At 63.0% G+C, this 20,796-nt stretch carries 30 protein-coding genes; 23 read left to right on the top strand and 7 right to left on the bottom strand.

All coding sequences use genetic code 11. The features are described 5' to 3' along the window. Positions 1–4: 4 nt before the first annotated feature. The 14 genes from tuf (at position 5) to IAG39_RS31035 (ending at position 8,122) form a co-directional block, all read left to right on the top strand. Entirely contained in the window at positions 5–1,195 is a 1,191-nt protein-coding gene (gene tuf / locus IAG39_RS31100; RefSeq protein WP_119449751.1) for an elongation factor Tu, read from the top strand. Positions 1,196–1,270: 75 nt separating this feature from the next. Beyond that, positions 1,271–1,582: a 30S ribosomal protein S10 gene (gene rpsJ / locus IAG39_RS31095; protein ID WP_003806903.1), complete on the top strand. Its 312-nt coding sequence runs from the start codon at positions 1,271–1,273 to the stop codon at positions 1,580–1,582. A gap of 445 nt (positions 1,583–2,027) precedes the next feature. After that, entirely contained in the window at positions 2,028–2,717 is a 690-nt protein-coding gene (gene rplC, locus IAG39_RS31090; RefSeq protein WP_008168945.1) for a 50S ribosomal protein L3, read from the top strand. Positions 2,718–2,721: 4 nt separating this feature from the next. After that, entirely contained in the window at positions 2,722–3,342 is a 621-nt protein-coding gene (gene rplD, locus IAG39_RS31085; protein ID WP_013397019.1) for a 50S ribosomal protein L4, read from the top strand. Next, the gene (gene rplW, locus IAG39_RS31080) at positions 3,339–3,635 is read left to right on the top strand and encodes a 50S ribosomal protein L23 (RefSeq protein WP_006216557.1); all 297 of its coding nucleotides are present in this window, start codon (positions 3,339–3,341) and stop codon (positions 3,633–3,635) included. The genes rplD and rplW overlap by 4 nt, the downstream gene beginning before the upstream one ends. Beyond that, positions 3,636–4,463: a 50S ribosomal protein L2 gene (gene rplB / locus IAG39_RS31075; protein WP_025136344.1), complete on the top strand. Its 828-nt coding sequence runs from the start codon at positions 3,636–3,638 to the stop codon at positions 4,461–4,463. A gap of 12 nt (positions 4,464–4,475) precedes the next feature. Then, entirely contained in the window at positions 4,476–4,751 is a 276-nt protein-coding gene (rpsS, locus tag IAG39_RS31070; RefSeq protein WP_006216555.1) for a 30S ribosomal protein S19, read from the top strand. 3 nt (positions 4,752–4,754) lie between these two features. After that, positions 4,755–5,084, top strand: a complete 330-nt coding sequence (gene rplV / locus IAG39_RS31065; protein WP_043541551.1) for a 50S ribosomal protein L22 — start codon at positions 4,755–4,757, stop codon at positions 5,082–5,084. A gap of 9 nt (positions 5,085–5,093) precedes the next feature. Beyond that, positions 5,094–5,888, top strand: a complete 795-nt coding sequence (gene rpsC / locus IAG39_RS31060; RefSeq protein ID WP_042795906.1) for a 30S ribosomal protein S3 — start codon at positions 5,094–5,096, stop codon at positions 5,886–5,888. 2 nt (positions 5,889–5,890) lie between these two features. Then, positions 5,891–6,307, top strand: a complete 417-nt coding sequence (rplP, locus tag IAG39_RS31055) for a 50S ribosomal protein L16 (protein ID WP_006389610.1) — start codon at positions 5,891–5,893, stop codon at positions 6,305–6,307. A gap of 11 nt (positions 6,308–6,318) precedes the next feature. Further along, entirely contained in the window at positions 6,319–6,510 is a 192-nt protein-coding gene (rpmC, locus tag IAG39_RS31050) for a 50S ribosomal protein L29 (RefSeq protein ID WP_003806912.1), read from the top strand. A 2-nt stretch (positions 6,511–6,512) separates the two neighbouring features. Beyond that, positions 6,513–6,794, top strand: a complete 282-nt coding sequence (gene rpsQ / locus IAG39_RS31045) for a 30S ribosomal protein S17 (RefSeq protein ID WP_006216549.1) — start codon at positions 6,513–6,515, stop codon at positions 6,792–6,794. Positions 6,795–6,927: 133 nt separating this feature from the next. Beyond that, the gene (locus IAG39_RS31040; RefSeq protein ID WP_223283393.1) at positions 6,928–7,446 is read left to right on the top strand and encodes a hypothetical protein; all 519 of its coding nucleotides are present in this window, start codon (positions 6,928–6,930) and stop codon (positions 7,444–7,446) included. A gap of 145 nt (positions 7,447–7,591) precedes the next feature. After that, positions 7,592–8,122 (top strand): hypothetical protein, encoded by a 531-nt coding sequence (locus IAG39_RS31035; RefSeq protein ID WP_124260371.1) that lies wholly within the window; start codon positions 7,592–7,594, stop codon positions 8,120–8,122. A 108-nt stretch (positions 8,123–8,230) separates the two neighbouring features. Here IAG39_RS31035 and IAG39_RS31030 read toward each other — a convergent pair whose 3' ends face one another. The 6 genes from IAG39_RS31030 to IAG39_RS31005 are packed head-to-tail and all read right to left on the bottom strand — an operon-like array spanning position 8,231 to position 13,930. After that, a complete protein-coding gene (locus tag IAG39_RS31030) occupies positions 8,231–9,298 on the bottom strand; it encodes a branched-chain amino acid ABC transporter permease (protein ID WP_118933130.1) in 1,068 nt (355 codons plus the stop codon). An 11-nt stretch (positions 9,299–9,309) separates the two neighbouring features. Next, entirely contained in the window at positions 9,310–10,320 is a 1,011-nt protein-coding gene (locus IAG39_RS31025; protein WP_118933129.1) for a branched-chain amino acid ABC transporter permease, read from the bottom strand. Next, positions 10,317–11,066: an ABC transporter ATP-binding protein gene (locus IAG39_RS31020; RefSeq protein WP_118933128.1), complete on the bottom strand. Its 750-nt coding sequence runs from the start codon at positions 11,064–11,066 to the stop codon at positions 10,317–10,319. The genes IAG39_RS31025 and IAG39_RS31020 overlap by 4 nt, the downstream gene beginning before the upstream one ends. Continuing rightward, a complete protein-coding gene (locus IAG39_RS31015; protein WP_059379396.1) occupies positions 11,063–11,833 on the bottom strand; it encodes an ABC transporter ATP-binding protein in 771 nt (256 codons plus the stop codon). The genes IAG39_RS31020 and IAG39_RS31015 overlap by 4 nt, the downstream gene beginning before the upstream one ends. 15 nt (positions 11,834–11,848) lie before the next feature. After that, positions 11,849–13,021, bottom strand: coding sequence for a substrate-binding domain-containing protein (locus tag IAG39_RS31010; RefSeq protein ID WP_118933127.1), 1,173 nt, complete (start codon positions 13,019–13,021; stop codon positions 11,849–11,851). Positions 13,022–13,033: 12 nt separating this feature from the next. Next, a complete protein-coding gene (locus tag IAG39_RS31005) occupies positions 13,034–13,930 on the bottom strand; it encodes an alpha/beta fold hydrolase (protein ID WP_118933126.1) in 897 nt (298 codons plus the stop codon). A 168-nt stretch (positions 13,931–14,098) separates the two neighbouring features. On the opposite strand from IAG39_RS31005, the gene IAG39_RS31000 reads away from it, so the two are divergent. Beyond that, entirely contained in the window at positions 14,099–15,058 is a 960-nt protein-coding gene (locus IAG39_RS31000) for a helix-turn-helix domain-containing protein (RefSeq protein ID WP_059379399.1), read from the top strand. Positions 15,059–15,155: 97 nt separating this feature from the next. Here IAG39_RS31000 and IAG39_RS30995 read toward each other — a convergent pair whose 3' ends face one another. Next, complete coding sequence (locus IAG39_RS30995) at positions 15,156–16,583, bottom strand: NAD-dependent succinate-semialdehyde dehydrogenase (protein ID WP_118933125.1); 1,428 nt, start codon at positions 16,581–16,583, stop codon at positions 15,156–15,158. A 147-nt stretch (positions 16,584–16,730) separates the two neighbouring features. Between IAG39_RS30995 and IAG39_RS30990 the strand changes: the two genes are divergently transcribed. The 8 genes from IAG39_RS30990 to rplR all read left to right on the top strand — a co-directional run bounded on the left by IAG39_RS30990 (position 16,731) and on the right by rplR (position 20,791). Further along, positions 16,731–17,528, top strand: a complete 798-nt coding sequence (locus IAG39_RS30990; protein ID WP_059379445.1) for an aspartyl/asparaginyl beta-hydroxylase domain-containing protein — start codon at positions 16,731–16,733, stop codon at positions 17,526–17,528. 353 nt (positions 17,529–17,881) lie between these two features. Continuing rightward, entirely contained in the window at positions 17,882–18,250 is a 369-nt protein-coding gene (gene rplN / locus IAG39_RS30985) for a 50S ribosomal protein L14 (RefSeq protein ID WP_006216531.1), read from the top strand. An 11-nt stretch (positions 18,251–18,261) separates the two neighbouring features. After that, a complete protein-coding gene (gene rplX, locus IAG39_RS30980) occupies positions 18,262–18,582 on the top strand; it encodes a 50S ribosomal protein L24 (RefSeq protein ID WP_006389623.1) in 321 nt (106 codons plus the stop codon). A 12-nt stretch (positions 18,583–18,594) separates the two neighbouring features. Beyond that, positions 18,595–19,134, top strand: a complete 540-nt coding sequence (gene rplE, locus IAG39_RS30975) for a 50S ribosomal protein L5 (protein ID WP_054457265.1) — start codon at positions 18,595–18,597, stop codon at positions 19,132–19,134. 12 nt (positions 19,135–19,146) lie between these two features. Next, a complete protein-coding gene (gene rpsN / locus IAG39_RS30970; protein ID WP_006216527.1) occupies positions 19,147–19,452 on the top strand; it encodes a 30S ribosomal protein S14 in 306 nt (101 codons plus the stop codon). A gap of 10 nt (positions 19,453–19,462) precedes the next feature. After that, positions 19,463–19,858, top strand: coding sequence for a 30S ribosomal protein S8 (gene rpsH, locus IAG39_RS30965; protein ID WP_006216525.1), 396 nt, complete (start codon positions 19,463–19,465; stop codon positions 19,856–19,858). A gap of 12 nt (positions 19,859–19,870) precedes the next feature. After that, a complete protein-coding gene (rplF, locus tag IAG39_RS30960) occupies positions 19,871–20,404 on the top strand; it encodes a 50S ribosomal protein L6 (protein WP_054457262.1) in 534 nt (177 codons plus the stop codon). Positions 20,405–20,425: 21 nt separating this feature from the next. Then, the gene (rplR, locus tag IAG39_RS30955; RefSeq protein ID WP_013397004.1) at positions 20,426–20,791 is read left to right on the top strand and encodes a 50S ribosomal protein L18; all 366 of its coding nucleotides are present in this window, start codon (positions 20,426–20,428) and stop codon (positions 20,789–20,791) included. Positions 20,792–20,796 lie beyond the last annotated feature (5 nt).

Raw genomic sequence — 20,796 nt, 5'->3', positions numbered from 1 at the left:
GATCATGGCAAAAGGCAAGTTTGAACGCACCAAGCCGCACGTGAACGTCGGCACCATCGGCCACGTTGACCACGGCAAGACCACCCTGACGGCGGCCATCACGACCGTTCTGTCGAACAAGTTCGGCGGCGAAGCCAAGGGCTACGACCAGATCGACGCGACTCCTGAAGAAAAGGCTCGCGGCATCACGATCAACACGGCTCACGTCGAGTACGAAACGGAAGCGCGTCACTACGCGCACGTTGACTGCCCGGGCCACGCTGACTATGTGAAGAACATGATCACGGGCGCCGCGCAAATGGACGGCGCGATCCTGGTCGTGTCGGCCGCTGACGGCCCGATGCCGCAAACCCGCGAACACATCCTGCTGTCGCGCCAGGTTGGCGTGCCGTACATCATCGTCTTCCTGAACAAGGCTGACATGGTTGACGACGCCGAGCTGCTCGAGCTGGTGGAAATGGAAGTCCGCGAACTGCTGTCGAAGTACGACTTCCCGGGCGACGACACCCCGATCGTGAAGGGTTCGGCCAAGCTGGCGCTGGAAGGCGACAAGGGCGAACTGGGCGAGCAAGCCATCATGGCTCTGGCCGCTGCGCTGGACTCGTACATCCCGACGCCTGAGCGCGCCGTGGACGGCACGTTCCTGATGCCGGTTGAAGACGTGTTCTCGATCTCGGGTCGCGGCACCGTGGTGACCGGCCGTATCGAACGCGGCGTGATCAAGGTCGGCGAAGAACTCGAAATCGTCGGTATCGTTCCGACGGTCAAGACGACCTGCACGGGCGTGGAAATGTTCCGCAAGCTGCTGGACCAAGGTCAAGCCGGCGACAACGTGGGCATCCTGCTGCGCGGCACCAAGCGTGAAGACGTCCAGCGCGGCCAAGTTCTGGCCAAGCCGGGCTCGATCACCCCGCACACGGACTTCACGTCCGAGGTGTACATCCTGTCCAAGGAAGAAGGCGGCCGTCACACCCCGTTCTTCCAAGGCTATCGTCCCCAGTTCTACTTCCGCACGACGGACGTGACGGGCACGATCGAACTGCCGGCCGACAAGGAAATGGTTCTGCCGGGCGACAACGTGGCCATGACGGTCAAGCTGTTGGCTCCGATCGCCATGGAAGAAGGTCTGCGTTTCGCCATCCGTGAAGGCGGTCGTACCGTCGGCGCCGGCGTCGTCGCCAAGATCCTGAAGTAATTCGGATCACTTAAGCAGCACACAACCAGCGAGGGCGGCCTCGTCGCCTTCGCCTCTCGTTCTTTAGGAAACGCCATGAAAAACCAAAAGATCCGTATCCGCTTGAAAGCCTTCGATTACAAGCTGATCGATCAATCGGCCGCTGAAATCGTCGATACCGCCAAGCGTACCGGCGCTGTTGTCCGCGGTCCGGTGCCGCTGCCCACGCGTATCCGTCGCTACGACGTCCTGCGTTCGCCGCACGTCAACAAGACCTCGCGCGACCAGTTCGAAATCCGTACGCACCAGCGTCTGATGGACATCGTTGATCCCACCGACAAGACCGTTGACGCCCTGATGCGTCTGGACCTGCCGGCCGGCGTCGACGTCGAAATCGCGCTGCAGTAAAGCGCTTCGAGCCTGCTACCTTCGCCGGCAGGCACGAAATAAAGATGGCCGCATTCCTCGGGAGTGCGGCCATTTTGTTTTGGTCGCGTTTCTGGCGCGACACCTGCCCCCTGAGCGGGCAGGGTAGTCAAACCCTTTTCCAGATTTAGTTAGCAGGCGCTCACTACCGCATTCAGCCCCGGCCAGTGCCGCCAATATCACCAAGCTACACAAGCTGTGGTGGATTTACCCTCTGCGGTGGCGCCGAAGCGCGCTAAGTGCTTGTGTCCACTGGAAAAAACGTGCTAATATGCGAAGCTTGCCATTTTGTGGCAAGAGCAACTATGGGAAAAAGAAAGGCGGCCCCCGCCGGAATTCGTACCAGGTTGAACATAGTCGTAGGGCAAAGGCCGTTACCTTTTGCCTGATTAGCCCCGACCAATCGCAGTCGGGAATGGAGAAAACGATGTCGAATTCGACACCCACGCCCGCCGCTCACCGGCTGGGGCTGGTGGGTCGCAAGGTCGGCATGACCCGCATTTTTACCGAGGAAGGTGAATCCATCCCGGTGACCGTGCTGGACGTGTCGAACAACCGCGTGACCCAAGTTAAGTCGCTGGAAACCGACGGCTACGCCGCGATCCAGGTGGCTTATGGCACTCGTCGTGCCTCGCGTGTGGCTCAGCCGCAAACGGGCCACTACGCCAAAGCCGGCGCTGAAGCCGGTAGCATCCTCAAAGAATTCCGCCTTGATCCCGCTCGCGCCGCTGAATTTGCGGCCGGTTCCGTGATCGCCGTGGAATCGGTGTTCGAAGCCGGCCAACAGGTCGACGTCACGGGCACCACCATTGGTAAAGGCTTCGCCGGTACCATCAAGCGTCACAACTTCGGTTCGCAACGCGCGTCGCACGGTAACTCCCGTTCGCACCGCGTCCCGGGCTCGATTGGTCAAGCTCAAGATCCGGGCCGTATTTTCCCGGGTAAGCGCATGGCCGGTCACCTGGGTGATGTCACCCGCACCGTTCAAAACCTCGACGTCGTTCGCGTTGACGTTGAGCGCGGCCTGCTGCTGGTCAAGGGCGCTGTCCCCGGCCACGCTGGCGCCGACATCGTCGTGCGCCCGGCCATCAAGGCCCCGGCCAAGAAGGGAGCGTAAGTAAATGGATCTCAAGCTCCTGAACGACCAAGGTCAGGCCGCTGCTACGTTCAGCGCACCCGACACCATCTTCGGCCGTGACTTCAACGAAGCGCTGATTCATCAGATCGTGGTGGCTTTCCAAGCCAACGCCCGTTCGGGTAACCGCGCTCAGAAGGATCGCACTGAAGTCAAGCACTCGACCAAGAAGCCCTGGCGCCAGAAGGGTACCGGCCGCGCACGCGCTGGTATGACTTCGTCGCCGCTGTGGCGTGGCGGTGGTCGGATTTTCCCGAACTCGCCCGAAGAGAACTTCAGCCAGAAGGTCAACAAGAAGATGTACCGCGCCGGGATCCGTTCGATCCTGTCGCAGCTCGCTCGCGAAGACCGCATCGCCGTCGTCGAATCGTTTGATCTGGCATCGCCCAAGACCAAGGACGCAGCTGCCAAGCTGAAGAGCCTGGGCCTGGACTCGGTCCTGATCATCACCGACAGCGTTGATGAAAATGTTTACCTCGCCACCCGCAACCTGCCGCACGTTGCTGTTGTCGAGCCCCGTTATGCCGATCCGTTGTCGCTGGTCCACTACAAGAAAGTGCTGATCACCAAGCCGGCCATCGCTCAACTCGAGGAGATGCTGGGATGAACGCTGAACGCTTGATGCAAGTCATTCTGGCCCCGATCGTGACCGAAAAGGCCACCTTCGTTGCCGAGAAGAATCAGCAAGTCGCTTTCCGTGTCGTGGCTGACGCTACCAAGCCGGAAATCAAGGCTGCCGTCGAACTGCTCTTCAAGGTGCAGGTCGAGTCCGTGCAGGTCCTCAACCGTAAGGGCAAAGTCAAGCGCTTTGGCCGATTCGTTGGCCGTCGTCGCAATGAGCGCAAGGCTTACGTGTCGCTCAAGGACGGCCAGGAAATCGACTTTGCGGAGGTGAAGTAAATGGCCCTCGTAAAAGTTAAGCCGACTTCGGCTGGCCGCCGTGGCATGGTGAAGGTTGTCAGCCCGAACCTGCACAAGGGTGAGCCCTACGCGCCGCTGCTGGAAAAGAAGACCCGTGGTTCTGGCCGTAACAACAACGGTCACATCACGATCCGTCATCGTGGCGGTGGCCACAAGCAGCACTACCGCGTCGTCGACTTCCGTCGCGACAAGGATGGCATCCCGGCAAAGGTCGAGCGTCTGGAATATGACCCCAACCGTACGGCGCACATCGCTCTGCTGTGCTACGCCGACGGCGAACGTCGTTACATCATCGCTCCGCGCGGTCTGGAAGTTGGCGCCACGCTGCTGTCGGGCGTCGAAGCCCCGATCCGCGCTGGCAACACGCTGCCGATCCGCAACATCCCGGTGGGTACGACGATTCACTGCGTCGAAATGCTGCCTGGCAAGGGTGCTCAGATGGTCCGTTCGGCCGGCGCTTCCGCCGTCCTGCTGGCTCGCGAAGGCATCTACGCTCAAGTGCGTCTGCGCTCGGGTGAAGTCCGCCGTGTGCACATCGAATGCCGCGCCACCATCGGTGAAGTCGGTAACGAAGAACACAGCCTGCGCCAAATCGGCAAGGCCGGTGCAATGCGTTGGCGCGGTGTCCGCCCGACGGTTCGTGGCGTTGCCATGAACCCGGTGGATCACCCGCACGGTGGCGGCGAAGGCCGTACCGGCGAAGCACGCGAACCGGTCAGCCCGTGGGGCACTCCGGCGAAGGGTTTCAAGACCCGTCGCAACAAGCGGACGAACAATATGATCGTCCAACGGCGCAAGCGCAAGTAAGAGGCGAACACTATGTCACGTTCGATCAAGAAAGGCCCGTTTGTCGATGCTCACCTGATCAAAAAGGTGGACACGGCCGTCGCGGGCAAAGACAAGAAGCCGATCAAGACCTGGTCGCGTCGCTCCACGATCCTGCCCGAGTTCATCGGTCTGACGATCGCTGTGCACAACGGCAAGCAGCACGTTCCCGTTTACATCAACGAGAACATGGTCGGTCACAAGCTGGGCGAGTTCGCGCTGACCCGTACGTTCAAGGGTCACGCCGCGGACAAGAAGGCGAAGAGGTAAGCGATGGAAACTACTGCCATTATCCGTGGGGTTCACATCTCCGCTCAAAAGACCCGACTGGTTGCGGACCTGATCCGCGGCAAGTCCGTCTCGCAAGCGCTGAACATCCTCACCTTCTCGCCGAAGAAGGCGGCCGCCATCCTGAAGAAGGCTGTCGAATCCGCCATCGCCAACGCCGAGCACAATGACGGCGCCGACATCGACGAACTGAAAGTCACCACGATCTTCGTGGACAAGGCTCAGTCGATGAAGCGCTTCTCCGCTCGCGCCAAGGGCCGCGGCAACCGTATCGAGAAGCAGACCTGCCACATCACGGTCAAGGTCGGAGCTTAAGGAGTCACGATGGGTCAGAAAATTCACCCCACTGGGTTCCGTCTCGCGGTCACCCGTAATTGGTCCTCGCGTTGGTTCGCCGACGACAAGGCCTTCGGCTCGATGCTGGCCGAAGACATTCGCGTTCGCGAGTACCTGAAGAAGAAGCTCAAGAGCGCCTCCGTCGGTCGCGTGATCATCGAGCGTCCCGCCAAGAATGCCCGCATCACCGTCTACTCGGCTCGTCCGGGCGTGGTGATCGGCAAGCGCGGCGAAGACATCGAAAGCCTGAAGGCTGATCTGCAGCGCCTGATGGGCGTGCCCGTGCACGTCAACATCGAAGAAATCCGCAAGCCGGAAACCGATGCTCAACTGATCGCCGACTCGATCTCGCAACAGCTCGAGAAGCGCATCATGTTCCGTCGCGCCATGAAGCGCGCGATGCAGAACGCCATGCGTCTGGGTGCCCAAGGCATCAAGATCATGAGCTCGGGCCGTCTGAACGGTATCGAAATTGCTCGCACCGAGTGGTATCGCGAAGGCCGTGTGCCGCTGCACACCCTGAAGGCCAACATCGACTACGGCACCTCCGAAGCCCACACGACCTATGGCGTGATCGGCATCAAGGTCTGGGTCTACAAGGGCGACATGCTGGCCAACGGCGAATTGCCGCCGGAAACCGCTGCCCCGCGCGAAGAAGAACGTCGTCCGCGCCGCGCTCCGCGTGGTGATCGTCCGGACGGTGCTCGCACCGGTCGTCCGGGTGGTCGTGGTCGTGGTGGTCCCCGCAAGGCGGACGCTGCTCCGGCGCCTGAAGGAGAATAACCATGCTGCAACCCTCTCGCAGAAAGTATCGCAAAGAGCAGAAGGGCCGCAACACCGGTCTGGCGACCCGTGGTACCCACGTGTCGTTCGGCGAATTCGGTCTGAAGGCCACCGGCCGTGGCCGTCTGACCGCTCGCCAGATCGAAGCTGCTCGTCGTGCCATCAATCGTCACATCAAGCGTGGCGGCCGCATCTGGATTCGCATTTTCCCGGATAAGCCCATCTCGCAGAAGCCTGCCGAAGTCCGTATGGGTAACGGTAAGGGCAACCCGGAGTACTGGGTCGCTGAAATTCAGCCCGGCAAGGTGCTCTACGAAATGGAAGGGGTTAGCGAAGAGCTCGCGCGTGAAGCTTTCCGCCTGGCCGCTGCCAAGCTGCCGATTTCGACTACGTTCGTCGCGCGTCATATCGGTGCTTAAGGAGTACTAACATGAAAGCTAGCGAACTCCGTTCGAAAGATGCCGCCGAGCTCGGCAAAGAGCTCGAAAGCCTGCTGAAGGCACAATTCGGTCTGCGTATGCAGAAGGCCACGCAGCAACTGGCCAACACCAGCCAGCTGCGCAACGTGCGTCGCGACATCGCGCGCGTTCGTACCTTGCTGACCGAGAAGGCAGGGAAATAAAGATGAGCGAAACTCAAAACACCCAAGTGGCCAAGCGCCAGCGCACGCTGGTTGGCAAGGTCGTCAGCAACAAGATGGACAAGACTGTCGTCGTGCTCGTTGAGCGCCGCGTCAAGCACCCCATCTTCGGCAAGATCATCATGCGTTCCGCGAAGTACAAGGCGCACGATGAATCGAACCAGTACAACGAAGGCGATACGGTTGAAATCGCTGAAGGCCGTCCCATCTCGCGCTCGAAGTCGTGGCGCGTGGTGCGTCTGGTTGAAGCCGCACGTATCATCTAAGTAAAGCAGTACATCGGAACGGCGCGCCGTTCTGATATAAGACGGCAAGGGATCAAACCCTTGCCGTTTTTTTTCGTCCAGCGCGTCCTCTCCGACGCCCGCAACCACGTACTTCGGGATAGATGACAAAGACATGAAGTATGTTCCGAGATCCGCGCTGATGGGCGCCGTGGCCTGCTGCCTGGGCCTGTTCGTGTTTCCTGCCTTGGCGCAACCGGCCGTGGGGCCCGCCGCGCCTGCCGCTGTGGTGCCCGAAGTCCGAGGCCGCGACGTCCTCACCGCTGGCCCCGATCAGCGCGTGGGGCTACCGTCGGAATCACGCGACCATGCGCTCATCTTTGGCACTCAGGACGCAGATGAATTGGCGCTCGCGAGACAGGAGCGCGCGCTCGATGAGCAGCGGTTGCAACTGCAGGCGCTGGAGCGGTTGCTAGGTCAGCCGCCGAAAGATCGTTCAGAGCCTTCGGGCAGAATTCCGCTGAATCGAAATTCGGTCGACCTTCCAGTCCCGGCCATGCCCAAACTGGCGCCAGCGCCGGCGGGTTCTAGGTCGGACGGCACCGCAGATGCGCGGCGCCAGGTCGACGATATGCAGCGGCGGGTTGATGGATTGCTGCGCAACGCCGACGCGCTTCGCGAACCGGCCCGCTGATCGATCGCGCCATCCACCATTTCTTCTGAAACGCAGCGTAGCAACTGTCCGCGCGCGGGGGATTCCCCGCTCCTGATGTGCCTGTTACAACTCTCGCGGGTACGCATTTCGCGTTTCCGAGTTTCCGTCAGCTGGAGCACGAAACATGGGTGGATCTGTGGGCAAGTTCATGGCCGCTTGCGGTTGCGCATCGGTGCTGGCGCTATCGGCTACGCCGGCGGCGCGGGCCGATCGCAACAACGTGCAATTGAAGGACTTCGTCGTGGAGAGGCCGTTTAGCGAGAGCATGCTTGTTGTCGGCCATAACGGTCGGGTAAGCACCGGCATGGAAGTCGACAAGCTGACCCGCCAGCTGAGCGAACAGGCCGACGCGCTGACTGAGTTGCGACGCAAGAACGAGGAGCTCAACCGCAAGCTGGAGGAGCAGGCGCAGAAGCTCTCCGCGCTAGAGCGTAAACAAGGCGATGGCGGTCGTAGCAGCGATGGTCAGCGCAGCGATCTGGACAAGCTGGCTCGCAGCGCCGACAGTCAGAAGAATGAGTTGGAAAAACTGTCGCGCAGCGTATCGCAGCTCAACAGCAATTCGGATTCCAGCAGCCGCAACATCGAAGATCTGCAACGGCGCCTGGATGATGTGAAGCGCAGTCTGGATGATGTGCGCAGCCGTGTGAAATAGCACTCCGCAGTGACAGGGCAACCAGGCGTAGGCGTATTGCCACACTGCTTTCGCCTGGCCCCGCCGCGGGGATGTAGCGCTTTGACGGGAGATCGGGAAACCGCGCGACTAGCGCCGCGCCGCCAGTTCCCGCAGCCGGCCCGCAATCCCGGTAGGGAAGTAATACACCGACACCACGAACAAGATCCCCAGCCATAGCAGCCACCGGTCCGGCTCGAACAGCAGCGCCAACGGCGCCACGCCCGACACCGCGTCGTGGATCACGTGCAGGCCATCTTGCAGATAGCTCTGCGCGAACACGAACAGGCTGGCGCCCACCACGGCGCCGTACATGGTGCCCATGCCGCCGATCACCAGCATCAGCAGGATGTTGAGCATGATCTCGAACGACAGCGAGGTATCCGGTCCGTTGTAGCGCAGCCAGAGCGCGTACATGGCGCCCGCCAGCGTGGCGAAGGCTGCGGCCAGCAGATTTGACAGGCTGCGGTACAGCACCGTGCGGTAGCCGACGGCTTCGGCGCGGAACGGGTTCTCGCGTATGGCCTGCAGCACCCGGCCGAACGGCGAATTGACGATGCGCAGCAACAGCAGGAACAGCACCACGCAGACCACGGCGATCAGGTAATAGGTGATGACGCGGCCGTCCACCGTCACGCCGAAGATCTGCTCCGAGAAAGGCCGGAAGGCCGGCCGCAGCATCTGCGGCACCTTGAAGTTCAGGCCATCCTCGCCACCCGTCAGATCGGACAATTGCGACACCAGCGTCTGGAACGCCGCGGCGACGGCCAGCGTGATCATGGCGTAGAAGATCGCGCGCACGCGCAGGCTGGCCAGGCCGATCAGCAGGGCGAAGGCCAGTGAAACCACCAGGCCGCCGCCCAAGCCTGCGAACACCGCGGTCCAACCCGGTTCCATGCGGATGCTGGCGATCGCCACGCCATACGCGCCGATGCCGAAGAACATGGTGTGCGCGAAGCTGACGATGCCGGTGTAGCCCAGCAGCAGGTCATAGCTGGCGACCAGGATCACGAACACCAGGATCTTCGCGGCCACCGCCAGCGATTTGGGGCCGGGAAACAGAAAGGGCGCGGCGGCCAGCAGGGCCACGATGGCGATCAGCGCCATGGCCAGCAGCGTGCTGCGCGGAGGGTCGCCGGAAAGCAGGCGTACGGACATGTCGGCGGTTCCTAGCGATTCGTGACCGGATACACGCCCTGCGGACGCCACAGCAATATGGCGACCATCAGCGCGATGTTCGAAAACAGGGCGGCCTTGGGCAGGAGGAAGCCGGTGTAGTTGGCCATCAGTCCGACCAGCAGCGCGCCGATCAGGCAGCCCACGGTGGAGCCCAGGCCGCCGATCATGATGACGATGAAGATCAGCACGTTGACCTGCGCGCCCAGCTGAGGCACGACCGATTGTTGGTACATGCCCCACAGCACGCCGCCCAGTCCCGCCAGCATCGAGCCGGCCACGAACACGCCGACGAACAGATGACGGATGCGGTAGCCCAGGCTTTCCACCATCTCGCGGTCCTCGACGCCGGCGCGGATCAGGAGGCCCAGTTTTGTGCGGTTGAGCAGCCACAGCATGCCGCCTAGTACCAGCAGGCCCGTCAGCAGGGCGACGATGCGGAACTTCTCGATGGCGGCATCGCCCAGCAGGAACGCGCCGCGCAGCGCCTCGGGCAGCGGCAGCGAAATCGTCTGGGGACCCCACAGCATCTTGATGATCTCTTCGCCGATGATCATGCCGCCCATGGTGATGAGGATCTGCTTCAGATGCTGGCCATAGACGGGCCGCACGATGATGCGTTCGAACGCCAGGCCCACGGCGCCCGCGACCAGCATGCCGACGATCATGGCGGGCAGTACCGCGCCCAGGTTGATCCACAGGCTGCCCGACTGCGTCCAGTCGGCCATGGCGCCCAGCACGGTCGCGGCCATGTACGCGCCGATGGCGATGAAGAGGCCGTGGCCGAAGTTCAGCACGTCCATCAGGCCGAACACCAGCGTCATGCCCGAGGCCACGATGAAGATGATCATGCCCATGGCCAGCCCCGCCAGGGTCAGGGTGACCCAGGTGGAGAAGGATCCGACCAGGGGTAGGGCCAGCGCGGCCAGGGCCAGCACCAGGAGGACAGGGCGCAGGTCCGCGCGTACGCGCGGCAGCGGGGTATCGAGTTCGAGCGTGCTCATTGGTGGCTTCCCAGCGACAGGCCCAAGAGGCGCGTCTGTAGTTCGTCGTCCGCGGCCAGTTCGGCCATGCCGCCCGCGTGGACGACGCGGCCGTTGTCCATCACGGCGACGTGATCGCCGACCAGGCGCGCGAAGTTGAAGTTCTGCTCGACCAGCAGAATGGTGGTGGACGCCTGCTTCAGTTCGATGAAGGCGTCGATCATGTTCTGGATGATGGCGGGCGCCAGGCCTTTGCTCGGCTCATCCACCAGCAGCAGCCGGCGCGGCTCGATGATGGCGCGCGCCACGGCCAGCATCTGCTTCTGTCCGCCCGACAACTTGCCGGCGGGATGCAGCCAGAACTTCTTCAATGCAGGAAAGAAACCGAAGATCCATTCCAGCCGCGCCGTATCCAACTGGCTGGCATTCCTGGCCTGGCGCGCCGCCAGCAGGATGTTCTCCTTCACGGACAGGTCGGCGAAGATGCCCATGTTCTCCGGCACGTAAGCCATGCCCATGCGCGCCATGTCGGGCGGCGAGGTGCGCGTGCCGGGGCCGCCGACGGGCGCGCCGTCAAAGCTCACCTGGCCTTGCGACGCCCGCCACAACCCCATGATGGTGCGCAGCGTGGTGGTCTTGCCGGCGCCGTTGCGGCCCAGCAGCATGGTCACGGCCGCCGGCGCGACGGCCAGATCCACGCCGTGCAGGATGTGGTACGCGCCGATATGCGTATGCACGTCCTTCAATTCCAGCAGCGCTTGCGTCATGCCGCCTTCTCCACTGGACTCACGCCCAGATAGGCCTGCTGCACGATGGGCGAGGCGATCACCGTCGCCGGGTCGCCGTCGGCCATCAGCTGGCCGTTGTGCAGCACCACGATGCGGTCCGCCAGTTCCCGCACCACGTCCATCTTGTGCTCCACGAGCAAGATCGTCTTCGACGGATCATTCTTGAGTTCGCGGATCAGTTCCAGCACGACGGGCACGTCGTCCACGCTCATGCCTGCCGTGGGTTCGTCGAACATGAAGACCTGCGGTTCCAGCGCGATCAGCATGGCGATCTCCAGCTTGCGCTGGTCGCCGTGCGGCAAGTCGGCGGCAGACTGGTCACGGCGCGCAGACAGGCGGGTGCGTTCCAGCAGCGCGTCGGCGCGTTCGATCAGGCCGCGGTCGTCGCTCCAGGTGCGCCAGAACCGGATCTGGCGCCAGCCCATGCCTTGCTGGCGCGATTGCAGGGCCAGGCGTACGTTCTCATGCACGCTCAGGCGCGGAAACAGCTGGGTCAGCTGGAAGGCTCGGCCCAGCCCCGCATGCATGCGCGCGGGCGCGGCCAGCGGCGTCAGGTCGCGCCCGTTCAGGCGCACCGTGCCGGCGCTGGCGCGCAGCTGGCCGGAGATCAGGTTGAAGTAGGTGGTCTTGCCCGCGCCGTTCGGGCCGACGATGGCGGTCAAGGTGCCAGGCGCAAAGCTGCAGCTGACTTCATTGACCGCCACGTGTCCGCCGAAACGGATCGTGAGCGATTGGGTTTCCAGCATGGATGGGCAGCGCGCTCAGCGTTTGTTCTGAATCGGCACCGACATCTGGTCCGGCGTGATTTCCTTGACCAGGTCCTGCACGGCCCACGGCACCGACGGATCATTCTTGATGCGGAAGTGGTACATGGACTGCATGGCCTGGTGGTCTTCGGGACGGAAGGTCATCTTGCCCTTGGGCGTCTCGAAGCTCATGCCTTCCATGGCCTTGATCATCGTGTCGGTATCGGAATTGCCGTTGGTCTTGGCCAGCGCGGTGGCGATCGCGATGCCCGAGGCCATGCCGCCCGCGGTGAAGAAGTCCGGCGGCTGGCCGTAACGCTTCTGGTGTTCGGCCACCAGCCAGTCGTTGATCGGATTCTTGGGAATGCCGTAGTAGTAATAGGTGGCGCCTTCCATGCCGGCCAGCGATTTCAGCGGCGTCATCGCGGCCAGCGTGTTGCCGCCGGTGGCGATCTCGATGCCGAAGCGCTTGGGATCCAGATCGGCGATCTTGAACGGATTGCCCGCGCCCGCCCACAGGATGAAGATGATCTTGCGGCCCGGCTTGTCCTTGAGCGCATCGAACAGGCGCTGCGCGCCAGCCGTGAAGTCGGTGGCGTTGGCCGGCAGGTATTCCTCGTGCACGATCTTGGCGTTCTTCAAGGCGCCCTTGAACGCCTTCACGCCGTCGCGGCCGAAGGCATAGTCCTGCGCCAGCATGGCGATCGACGTGCCGGCCTGGTCGAAGGCGACCGCATTGGCGATGGCGTCCTGCGACGAGTTGCGGCCGGTGCGGAAGATGTACTTGTTCCACTTGTCGCCGGTGATCGAATCCGCCACGGCAGGCTCGACCAGCAGGATCTTTTCGTATTCCTCGGCGATGGGCAGCATGGCCAGCGCGACGCCGGACGAGGTGGGGCCGACGGCGATGTCGGCGTTGTCGTCCGCATAGGCCGAGGCCAGCTGGGCGCGCGCCACGTCGGGCTTGCCCTGGTTGTCCTTTTCGATCACGCGGATCTTGCGCCCGGCGACCGTCATGGTGCCTTGCGTCGCATATTCCAGCCCCAGCATCAGGCCGTTCTGAGTTTGCTTGGCGTAGGCCTCCAGCGGACCGGTCTTGTCGTAGACGTGGGCCACGACGAAGTCTTTCGCCGCGATGGCGGAATTCATGCAGAGGCCGGCGAGCGCGGCGAGCAGGACGCGTTTCATGGGAGTCTCCTGTTATTGGGGGCGGTCAGCCGCCGTGTGATCCGGCGTGGCAAGGAATAGGCGGATGGCGTCGATCTGGGGAGCGACGTTCAGGGCGGGGGCGTGGCCGCAATCGGGGAAGTCGATGCGTTGCGCGCGCGGCCCGCGGCGGGTCATGGCGTCGGCGACCTCGGGCAGCAGCAGGTCCGAATCAGCGCCACGCAGCAGCAGTAGCGGCATGCGCAGCGAGTCGTAGCCGCTCCAGCGGTCGTAATCGGCGGGATGGTCGTTGAACTGGCCGACGATGGCCGGGTCATAGTGCAGTGTGATCCGGCCGTCCGGCAGCCGGCGTACGGATGTTTCGGCCATCCGGCGCCATTGTTCGTCGCTTTGCCAGCCGTAGGGCTTGTAGGCGACGCGCAGCCAGGCTTCCAGCTCCGTGACCGTATCGAAGGCCGGCGGCGCGCCGACATAGGCCACGATGCGGTCGATGGCGGCCTGCGGCAGTTCGGGCCCGATGTCGTTGACGACCAGGTGCGAGATCCGGTCGCGCAAGGTGGTGGCGGCAGCGTGCATGCCGGTGGCGCCGCCCATGGACGTCCCCACCCAGCGCACGCGGTCCAGCGACAGCCCGTCCGCCAGGGCGCGGGCCAGCGTTGCATAGAAGTCCAGCTGGTACTCGGCGACCGGGTCGGGGCTCCATTGCGACAGGCCCCGGCCGATCGCGTCCGGACAGATGATGCGGTAGTCGCCGGCGAGCGCTTGCGCCAGATCGTCGAAGTCGCGGCCGGTGCGTGCCAGCCCATGCCACATGATGATGGGGGGCGCGTCCGCCGCGCCCCATTCGGTGTAATGCAGCTCGCGGCCTGCGCAGCGCAAATAGCGCGAAGCCGGCGCGTGGCGGCCGGCTGGTGCGGGCGCTGGTGCCATGAGTCTCCTCCCGGGTTGTCCAGGTTGTGTGCTTATCGGGCTGAATATAGACTTGCGCCAAGCGCGCCTTCAAGGCGCCAGACGCCCCGCAGCAGGGTGAGTCAAGAATATGTAGACGCAGGATCACGAGCGCCCGGCCGCGGCGCAGGCGTCCAAGGAGACCGAACCATGTCCGATACGGAATTCGCCATTTCGGCCAGCGCTGGCGCTGACCGGCGCGACGAATGGCGCGCGGCGTTGTCGCACGCGTTCGGTCCCTTCGAGGTGCATGGCGGCGGGCCCGACAGCTTCGCCGGACATGTGCGCTATGCGCGGCGGGGCAGCCTGCAGTTCAACGATCTCCATTACCAGGGGCAGAAGCTGGAGCGCACCGCCGGCAACGTGTCGCGCCTGGATCAGGAGTTCTATACCTTTGGTCTGCCGCTGGCGGGACCCCTGGCAGTGCAGCAGCAGGGGCGAGAGTTCCAGGTCGAACCCGGCTGCGTCTATCTGATGAACCAGAGCCTGCCCTACCAGGCCACGGCGCAGGGCGCGGCGGGCTACCGCAGCCTGAGCGTGTCCTTTCCGCGCAGTGCGCTCTTGCAGCGCGATTCCCGCGTCGGCGCCTTCTACAAGCTGCGCGTCGATGACGGTTCGCCGCGAGGCGCCTTGCTGGCCAGCTACATGGACCACTTGTTCAAAGGGGTGGACGGCTGGTCGGATGTCGAAGCGGCGGAACTGGGCGAACGCCTGATCGACCTGATCGTGCTGTTCCTGGTGCAGTCAGGCCAGGGGCAGGTGTCGGAGTCGGACAGCAGCGTCACGCTGGCGCATCGGCAGCGCGCGCTGGCCTACATCCGCCAGCATCTGGCGGATCCGGCCCTGTCGCCGCAGCAGGTGGCGCAGGGCTGCGGCTTGTCGGTGGCCTATCTGCACCGCATCGCGCGTGCGGGTGGCCTGTCGGTGGAATCCTTCATCTTCGACCAGCGGCTCGACAAGTGCCGCGAACTGTTGTTGAACCCGCAGCACAGCCACCGCAGCATTGCCGAACTGGCCTATCAGGTGGGCTTCTCGCACCCCTCGCATTTCAGCCGCCTGTTCAAGCGCCGCTTCGGCATGACGCCGCGCGACCTGCGGGCAAGTTCCTGAGCGGCCTTTTGCCGCGAACTGCCCGGCCCGGTTCCCCCGGCGTGAGGCATAAAAAAAGCCCCGCAAAATCCTGCGGGGCTTTTTTGTCACTGCCAGGTCAGATGTGCGTAATGAATTTCGTGACCAGGTAGCCGTCGAACGTTTCCAGGCCGCCTTCGCTGCCGATGCCGCTGTCCTTGATGCCGCCGAAGGGCGTCTCGGCCAGGGCGCTGCCGAAGTGGTTGATGTTGACCATGCCGGCTTCCAGGCCGTTGGAGACCTTGGTGGCCGTCTGCAGCGAGTTCGTGAACACGTAGGACGACAGGCCGAAGGGCAGGCTGTTGGCGCGGCGCAGCACTTCATCGGTATCCGTGAAGCGGACCACCGGCGCGACCGGGCCGAAGGGTTCCTCGGTCATCAGCATGGAGTTGTCGGGCACTTCGGTCACGACCGTGGGGGCGAAGAAGAAGCCCTTGCGGTCCAGCGGGCCGCCGCCGACCACCACCTTGCCGCCGTGCTTCTTGGCGTCGTCGATGAAGGCGCTCATGGCGGGGACGCGGCGCTCGTGCGCCAGCGGACCCATGTCGGTGCCGGCTTCCAGGCCGTCGCCGACCTTGATGTTCTTCAGCACTTCCGAGAAGCGCGCGAGGAACTGCTCGTAGGCGCCGTTCTGGACATAGAAGCGGGTCGGCGACACGCACACCTGGCCGGCGTTGCGGATCTTGAACTTGGCCAGCATGGTGGCGGCGCGGTCGATGTCGGCGTCGTCGAACACCAGCACGGGCGAGTGGCCGCCCAGTTCCATGGTGACGCGCTTCATGTGGGCGCCGGCCAGCGCGGCCAGCTGCTTGCCCACCGGCACGGAGCCGGTGAACGACACCTTGCGCACGATGGGCGAGCGGATCAGGTAGTCGGAGATCTTGGCGGGTTCGCCCCAGACGATGTTCAGGCAGCCCTTGGGCAGGCCGGCGTCGTGGAACATGCGGGCAATGGCCATGACGGCGCTGGGCGAGTCCTCGGGGCCCTTCAGCACCACCGTGCAGCCGGCGCCGATGGCGGCGGCGATCTTGCGGATGGCCTGGTTGTACGGGAAGTTCCAGGGCGTGAAGGCAGCGCAGACGCCGATCGGTTCGCGCACCACGATCTGGCGCACGTCAGGATTGCGCGGCGGGACCACGCGGCCGTAGATGCGGCGGCATTCCTCGGCGTGCCAGTCGGCGTGTTCGGCGCAGGAGGTGACTTCGCCCACGGCTTCCGCCAGCGGCTTGCCCTGGTCCAGCGTCATGTTGCGGCCGATTTCCTGGGCGCGTTCGCGCGACAGCGTCGCGACCTTGCGCAGGATGGCCGAGCGGTCCATGGGAGAGGATTTCTTCCACGACTCGAACGCGCGCTGGGCGGCGGCTAGCGCCCGATCCAGATCCGCTTCGGTGGCGTGGGGCAGCTGGCCGAGAACTTCCAGCGTGGCCGGGTTGATGACGTCCTGGGTGCGCCTGCCCTCTCCGGCGACGAATTCGCCGTCGATATACAGCGCCAACTGTTCATACATGCCTGTCTTCCCTTGCGAAATAGGAGTGGATAGCGATCACTGTCGCCCACGCCAGTCTAAACCAGCTTGTCGGCGGCGGGGAGGGCCAATGCCCGGCCGCGCATTGGAGCCAATATGTCGGCGCAAGTCTTGCATGCGCGCGCCGGCATGGACAAAATGGTGCATCTTTGGCTGTCTATCGGGCTAATTATTGTGCAACCCGTCGATGCGCGTCCGCCCAGCAAGCCCAGTTTCTACTCGCGCGTCTTTTTCCGCTTCATAGACTGGTTGCGCAACCGCATCGCCCAGGCCTCGCTGGTCGGCGACCGTCCCATTTTCGACAACAGCCAGTTCCCCTGGGTCGCCGCGCTCGAGGCAGAAGCGCCCGCCATCCGCGCCGAGCTGGCCGGCCTGCTCTCCGAGCGCCAGCATCTGCCCGCCTTCCATGAGATCTCCCCCGACGTGGGCCAGATCACCTCGGACGATCAATGGAAGACCTTCGTCTTCATGGGCTACGGCCTGCGCTCCGAGCGCAATCTGGCGCGCTGCCCGGCGACTGCCCGGGCGCTGCAGGGAATCCCTGGTATCCGTACGGCGTTCTTCTCCATCCTGGAGGCCGGCAAGCGCATCCCCCTGCACACGGGTCCGTACAACGGCGTCCTGCGCCTGCACTTGGGACTGGTGGTGCCGGAACCGGCCGAGCAATGCTGGATCGAGGTCGGAGGTGAGCGTTACAGTTGGCGGGAAGGGCGGGCGGTGGTGTTCGACGACCTCTACCCGCATCAGGTCCACAACGACACCGCCGGACTGCGCGCCGTGCTCTTCGTGGACTTCGAGCGCCCCTGCCGCGTTCCGGTAAAATGGCTTAACCGCCTGGTGCTCATGGCCGCCCCGTTCACGGACGAGATCCGTCGCGGCAAGGCCAACCACGATGCCTGGGAAAAGGGCTACTACCGCCAGAAATAGGGGGCAGATAGCCTAGGTCCACCCCGGTCACGGGGAAAGCGTGGCTTTTGTGGGTTATCCACACAAAGTGCTTGCGCTCAAAAATTAACCACGTTAGAATTATCAGCTTTCCCAGATTGTCGATCGAGTTGGCCCGCGCCTATGCAGGTTAGCCCGACGTGTTGGGGGAATACCCGCAGGATTTCAACCCAGGGTCGTTGCGTTGCCAACCAGTTGCGTGAGTAGGGCGAAAGCTCCAGACATGCCAACACTAAAGCAGGGCGGCAGACCTGACGGGACCAAAACTGGCAGGAATTGCAGTGTTCCCTTGTTGGGAAAACCGTATTTCCAGTTAAGTTGGAACAGGAAAAATCATGATCCAAATGCAGACCACGCTGGATGTGGCCGATAACACTGGTGCGCGTCATGTCATGTGCATTAAGGTGCTCGGTGGCTCCAAGCGCCGTTATGCCGGTATCGGCGACATCATCAAGGTGAGCGTCAAAGATGCGGCTCCGCGCGGACGCGTCAAGAAAGGCGAAATTTACAATGCCGTGGTGGTTCGTACCGCCAAGGGCGTGCGCCGTAAAGACGGTTCGCTGATTCGTTTCGGTGGCAATGCCGCCGTGTTGCTCAACGCCAAGCTGGAGCCCATCGGCACCCGCATCTTCGGACCCGTTACGCGTGAACTGCGTACCGAGAAGTTCATGAAGATCGTGTCGTTGGCCCCGGAAGTGCTGTAAGGAGCCCTACGATGAACAACATTCGTAAAGGCGACGAAGTCATCGTCCTGACCGGCCGCGACAAGAAGCGTCGCGGTACCGTGCTGGCGCGCGTCGATGCCGACCACGTTCTGGTCGAAGGCGTCAACGTCGTCAAGAAGCACGTGAAAGCCAACCCGATGGCTAACAACCCGGGCGGGATTGTCGAAAAGACCATGCCGATTCACATCTCGAACGTCGCGCTGTTCAACCCGGCCACCGGCCGCGGCGACCGCGTGGGCGTGCAAGAAGTCGAAGGCCGCAAGGTTCGCGTGTTCCGTTCCAATGGTGCCGTTGTCGGCGCCAAGGCGTAAGGGGCGATAGACATGTCTCGTTTGCAAGATCTCTACAAGAGCAAGGTCGCTGCCGACCTGCAAGCCAAGTTTGGCTACAAGAGCACGATGGAAGTGCCGCGCATCACCAAGATCACCCTGAACATGGGTGTGTCGGAAGCGGTGTCGGACAAGAAAGTCATTGAGCACGCTGTTGGCGACCTGACCAAGATCGCCGGCCAGAAGCCCGTCGTGACGAAGACCAAGAAGGCTATCGCCGGGTTCAAGATCCGCGAAAACTACCCGATCGGTTGCATGGTCACGCTGCGCGGTCAACGCATGTACGAATTCCTGGATCGCCTGGTGGCGGTTGCGCTGCCTCGCGTGCGCGACTTCCGCGGCATCTCGGGTCGTGCGTTCGACGGCCGTGGCAACTACAACATCGGGGTGAAAGAGCAGATCATTTTCCCCGAAATCGAGTACGACAAGATCGACGCGCTGCGTGGGCTGAACATCAGCATCACCACCACCGCGAAGACCGACGAAGAAGCCAAGGCGCTGTTGACGGCCTTCAGCTTCCCGTTCCGTAACTAAGGGGCTGATGACGTGGCTAAACTTTCCCTCATCAATCGCGACATCAAGCGCGCCAAGCTGGCTGACAAGTTCGCCGCCAAGCGCGCTGAGTTGAAGGCGATCATCGACGACCAGTCGAAGACCGACGAAGAACGTTACCAAGCTCGGCTCAAGCTGCAACAGCTGCCGCGCAATGCCAACCCGACGCGTCAACGTAACCGTTGCGTGGTCACCGGTCGTCCGCGCGGCGTGTTCCGCAAGTTCGGCCTGACGCGCCACAAACTGCGTGAAATGGCGATGAAGGGTGAAATCCCCGGCATCACCAAGGCCAGCTGGTAGGAGAAACAATATGAGCATGAGCGATCCCATCGCCGATATGCTGACCCGCATTCGCAATGCGCAGCAAGTGGACAAAGTTACGGTGAGCATGCCCTCCTCGAAGCTGAAGGCGGCCATTGCCGCTGTGCTGAAGGACGAAGGCTACATCGACAGCTTTGAAATCAAGGGCACCCAGGCCAAGCCTGAGCTCGAGATCACCCTGAAGTACTACGCTGGCCGTCCGGTCATCGAGCGCATCGAACGCGTTTCGCGCCCCGGTCTGCGTATCTACAAGGGCCGTACCAGCATTCCTCAGGTCATGAACGGCCTGGGCGTGGCTATCGTTTCGACCTCGCGCGGCGTCATGACCGACCGTAAGGCTCGCGCCAACGGCGTCGGCGGCGAAGTGCTGTGCTACGTGGCCTAAGGAGAAATTCGAATGTCACGTATCGCTAAGTATCCGGTCGAACTGCCCAAGGGTGTTGAAGCCAACATCCAGCAGGATCAGATCACCGTCAAGGGCCCGCTGGGCTCCCTGACCCAAGCCCTGACCGGCGACGTCACGATTGCGTTGGACAATGGCAAGCTCACGTTTGCCGCCGCCAACGACAGCCGTCACGCCAACGCCATGTCGGGTACCGTGCGCGCTCTGGTGGCCAACATGGTCACGGGCGTGAGCAAGGGCTTCGAGCGCAAGCTGACCCTGGTCGGCGTGGGTTACCGCGCATCGATCCAAGGCGACGCCGTTAAGCTGCAGCTCGGTTTCTCGCACGACGTTTTGCACCAGTTGCCGGCCGGTATCAAGGCCGAGTGCCCGACCCAGACGGAAATCGTCATCAAGGGCGCCAACAAGCAAGTCGTCGGTCAGATGGCCGCTGAAATCCGCGCGTACCGCGAACCCGAACCCTACAAGGGCAAGGGCGTGCGTTACTCGGACGAACGCGTCGTCATCAAAGAAACCAAGAAGAAATAACGGCGCACGCAAGGACGAATCATGGACAAAAAAGTTTCCCGTTTGCGTCGTGCGGTTCCGACCCGCCGGAAGATCAACGAGCTGCGCGTTCATCGCCTCTCGATTTTCCGCTCGAACCAGCACATCTACGCCAACATCATTTCGCCGGAAGGCGATCGCGTTCTGGTCAGCGCCTCGACGGTCGAAGCCGAAGTGCGCGCGCAACTGGCCGGCCAAACCGGCCAGGGCGGCAACAAAGCCGCTGCGTCGCTGGTTGGCAAGCGCGTGGCCGAAAAGGCCAAGGCTGCCGGTATCGAACTGGTCGCTTTCGATCGCTCGGGCTTTCGTTACCATGGCCGCGTGAAAGCGCTGGCCGATGCCGCGCGTGAAGCCGGCCTGAAGTTCTAAGCGAG

This window comes from Achromobacter xylosoxidans, assembly GCF_014490035.1.
GTDB classification, from domain to species: Bacteria; Pseudomonadota; Gammaproteobacteria; order Burkholderiales; family Burkholderiaceae_B; genus Achromobacter; species Achromobacter bronchisepticus_A.
The sequence above is the reverse complement of the archived record's forward strand: the minus strand, read 5'-3'. Positions and strand labels throughout refer to the sequence as shown.

Bases quoted from the DNA above. Each gene is read 5' to 3' on its own strand.
- tuf (WP_119449751.1), top strand. From the start codon at position 5: ATGGCAAAAGGCAAGTTTGAACGCACCAAGCCGCACGTGAACGTCGGC.
- rpsJ (WP_003806903.1), top strand. From the start codon at position 1,271: ATGAAAAACCAAAAGATCCGTATCCGCTTGAAAGCCTTCGATTACAAG.
- rplC (WP_008168945.1), top strand. From the start codon at position 2,028: ATGTCGAATTCGACACCCACGCCCGCCGCTCACCGGCTGGGGCTGGTG.
- rplD (WP_013397019.1), top strand. From the start codon at position 2,722: ATGGATCTCAAGCTCCTGAACGACCAAGGTCAGGCCGCTGCTACGTTC.
- rplW (WP_006216557.1), top strand. From the start codon at position 3,339: ATGAACGCTGAACGCTTGATGCAAGTCATTCTGGCCCCGATCGTGACC.
- rplB (WP_025136344.1), top strand. From the start codon at position 3,636: ATGGCCCTCGTAAAAGTTAAGCCGACTTCGGCTGGCCGCCGTGGCATG.
- rpsS (WP_006216555.1), top strand. From the start codon at position 4,476: ATGTCACGTTCGATCAAGAAAGGCCCGTTTGTCGATGCTCACCTGATC.
- rplV (WP_043541551.1), top strand. From the start codon at position 4,755: ATGGAAACTACTGCCATTATCCGTGGGGTTCACATCTCCGCTCAAAAG.
- rpsC (WP_042795906.1), top strand. From the start codon at position 5,094: ATGGGTCAGAAAATTCACCCCACTGGGTTCCGTCTCGCGGTCACCCGT.
- rplP (WP_006389610.1), top strand. From the start codon at position 5,891: ATGCTGCAACCCTCTCGCAGAAAGTATCGCAAAGAGCAGAAGGGCCGC.
- rpmC (WP_003806912.1), top strand. From the start codon at position 6,319: ATGAAAGCTAGCGAACTCCGTTCGAAAGATGCCGCCGAGCTCGGCAAA.
- rpsQ (WP_006216549.1), top strand. From the start codon at position 6,513: ATGAGCGAAACTCAAAACACCCAAGTGGCCAAGCGCCAGCGCACGCTG.
- IAG39_RS31040 (WP_223283393.1), top strand. From the start codon at position 6,928: ATGAAGTATGTTCCGAGATCCGCGCTGATGGGCGCCGTGGCCTGCTGC.
- IAG39_RS31035 (WP_124260371.1), top strand. From the start codon at position 7,592: ATGGGTGGATCTGTGGGCAAGTTCATGGCCGCTTGCGGTTGCGCATCG.
- IAG39_RS31030 (WP_118933130.1), bottom strand. From the start codon at position 9,298: ATGTCCGTACGCCTGCTTTCCGGCGACCCTCCGCGCAGCACGCTGCTG.
- IAG39_RS31025 (WP_118933129.1), bottom strand. From the start codon at position 10,320: ATGAGCACGCTCGAACTCGATACCCCGCTGCCGCGCGTACGCGCGGAC.
- IAG39_RS31020 (WP_118933128.1), bottom strand. From the start codon at position 11,066: ATGACGCAAGCGCTGCTGGAATTGAAGGACGTGCATACGCATATCGGC.
- IAG39_RS31015 (WP_059379396.1), bottom strand. From the start codon at position 11,833: ATGCTGGAAACCCAATCGCTCACGATCCGTTTCGGCGGACACGTGGCG.
- IAG39_RS31010 (WP_118933127.1), bottom strand. From the start codon at position 13,021: ATGAAACGCGTCCTGCTCGCCGCGCTCGCCGGCCTCTGCATGAATTCC.
- IAG39_RS31005 (WP_118933126.1), bottom strand. From the start codon at position 13,930: ATGGCACCAGCGCCCGCACCAGCCGGCCGCCACGCGCCGGCTTCGCGC.
- IAG39_RS31000 (WP_059379399.1), top strand. From the start codon at position 14,099: ATGTCCGATACGGAATTCGCCATTTCGGCCAGCGCTGGCGCTGACCGG.
- IAG39_RS30995 (WP_118933125.1), bottom strand. From the start codon at position 16,583: ATGTATGAACAGTTGGCGCTGTATATCGACGGCGAATTCGTCGCCGGA.
- IAG39_RS30990 (WP_059379445.1), top strand. From the start codon at position 16,731: ATGGACAAAATGGTGCATCTTTGGCTGTCTATCGGGCTAATTATTGTG.
- rplN (WP_006216531.1), top strand. From the start codon at position 17,882: ATGATCCAAATGCAGACCACGCTGGATGTGGCCGATAACACTGGTGCG.
- rplX (WP_006389623.1), top strand. From the start codon at position 18,262: ATGAACAACATTCGTAAAGGCGACGAAGTCATCGTCCTGACCGGCCGC.
- rplE (WP_054457265.1), top strand. From the start codon at position 18,595: ATGTCTCGTTTGCAAGATCTCTACAAGAGCAAGGTCGCTGCCGACCTG.
- rpsH (WP_006216525.1), top strand. From the start codon at position 19,463: ATGAGCATGAGCGATCCCATCGCCGATATGCTGACCCGCATTCGCAAT.
- rplF (WP_054457262.1), top strand. From the start codon at position 19,871: ATGTCACGTATCGCTAAGTATCCGGTCGAACTGCCCAAGGGTGTTGAA.
- rplR (WP_013397004.1), top strand. From the start codon at position 20,426: ATGGACAAAAAAGTTTCCCGTTTGCGTCGTGCGGTTCCGACCCGCCGG.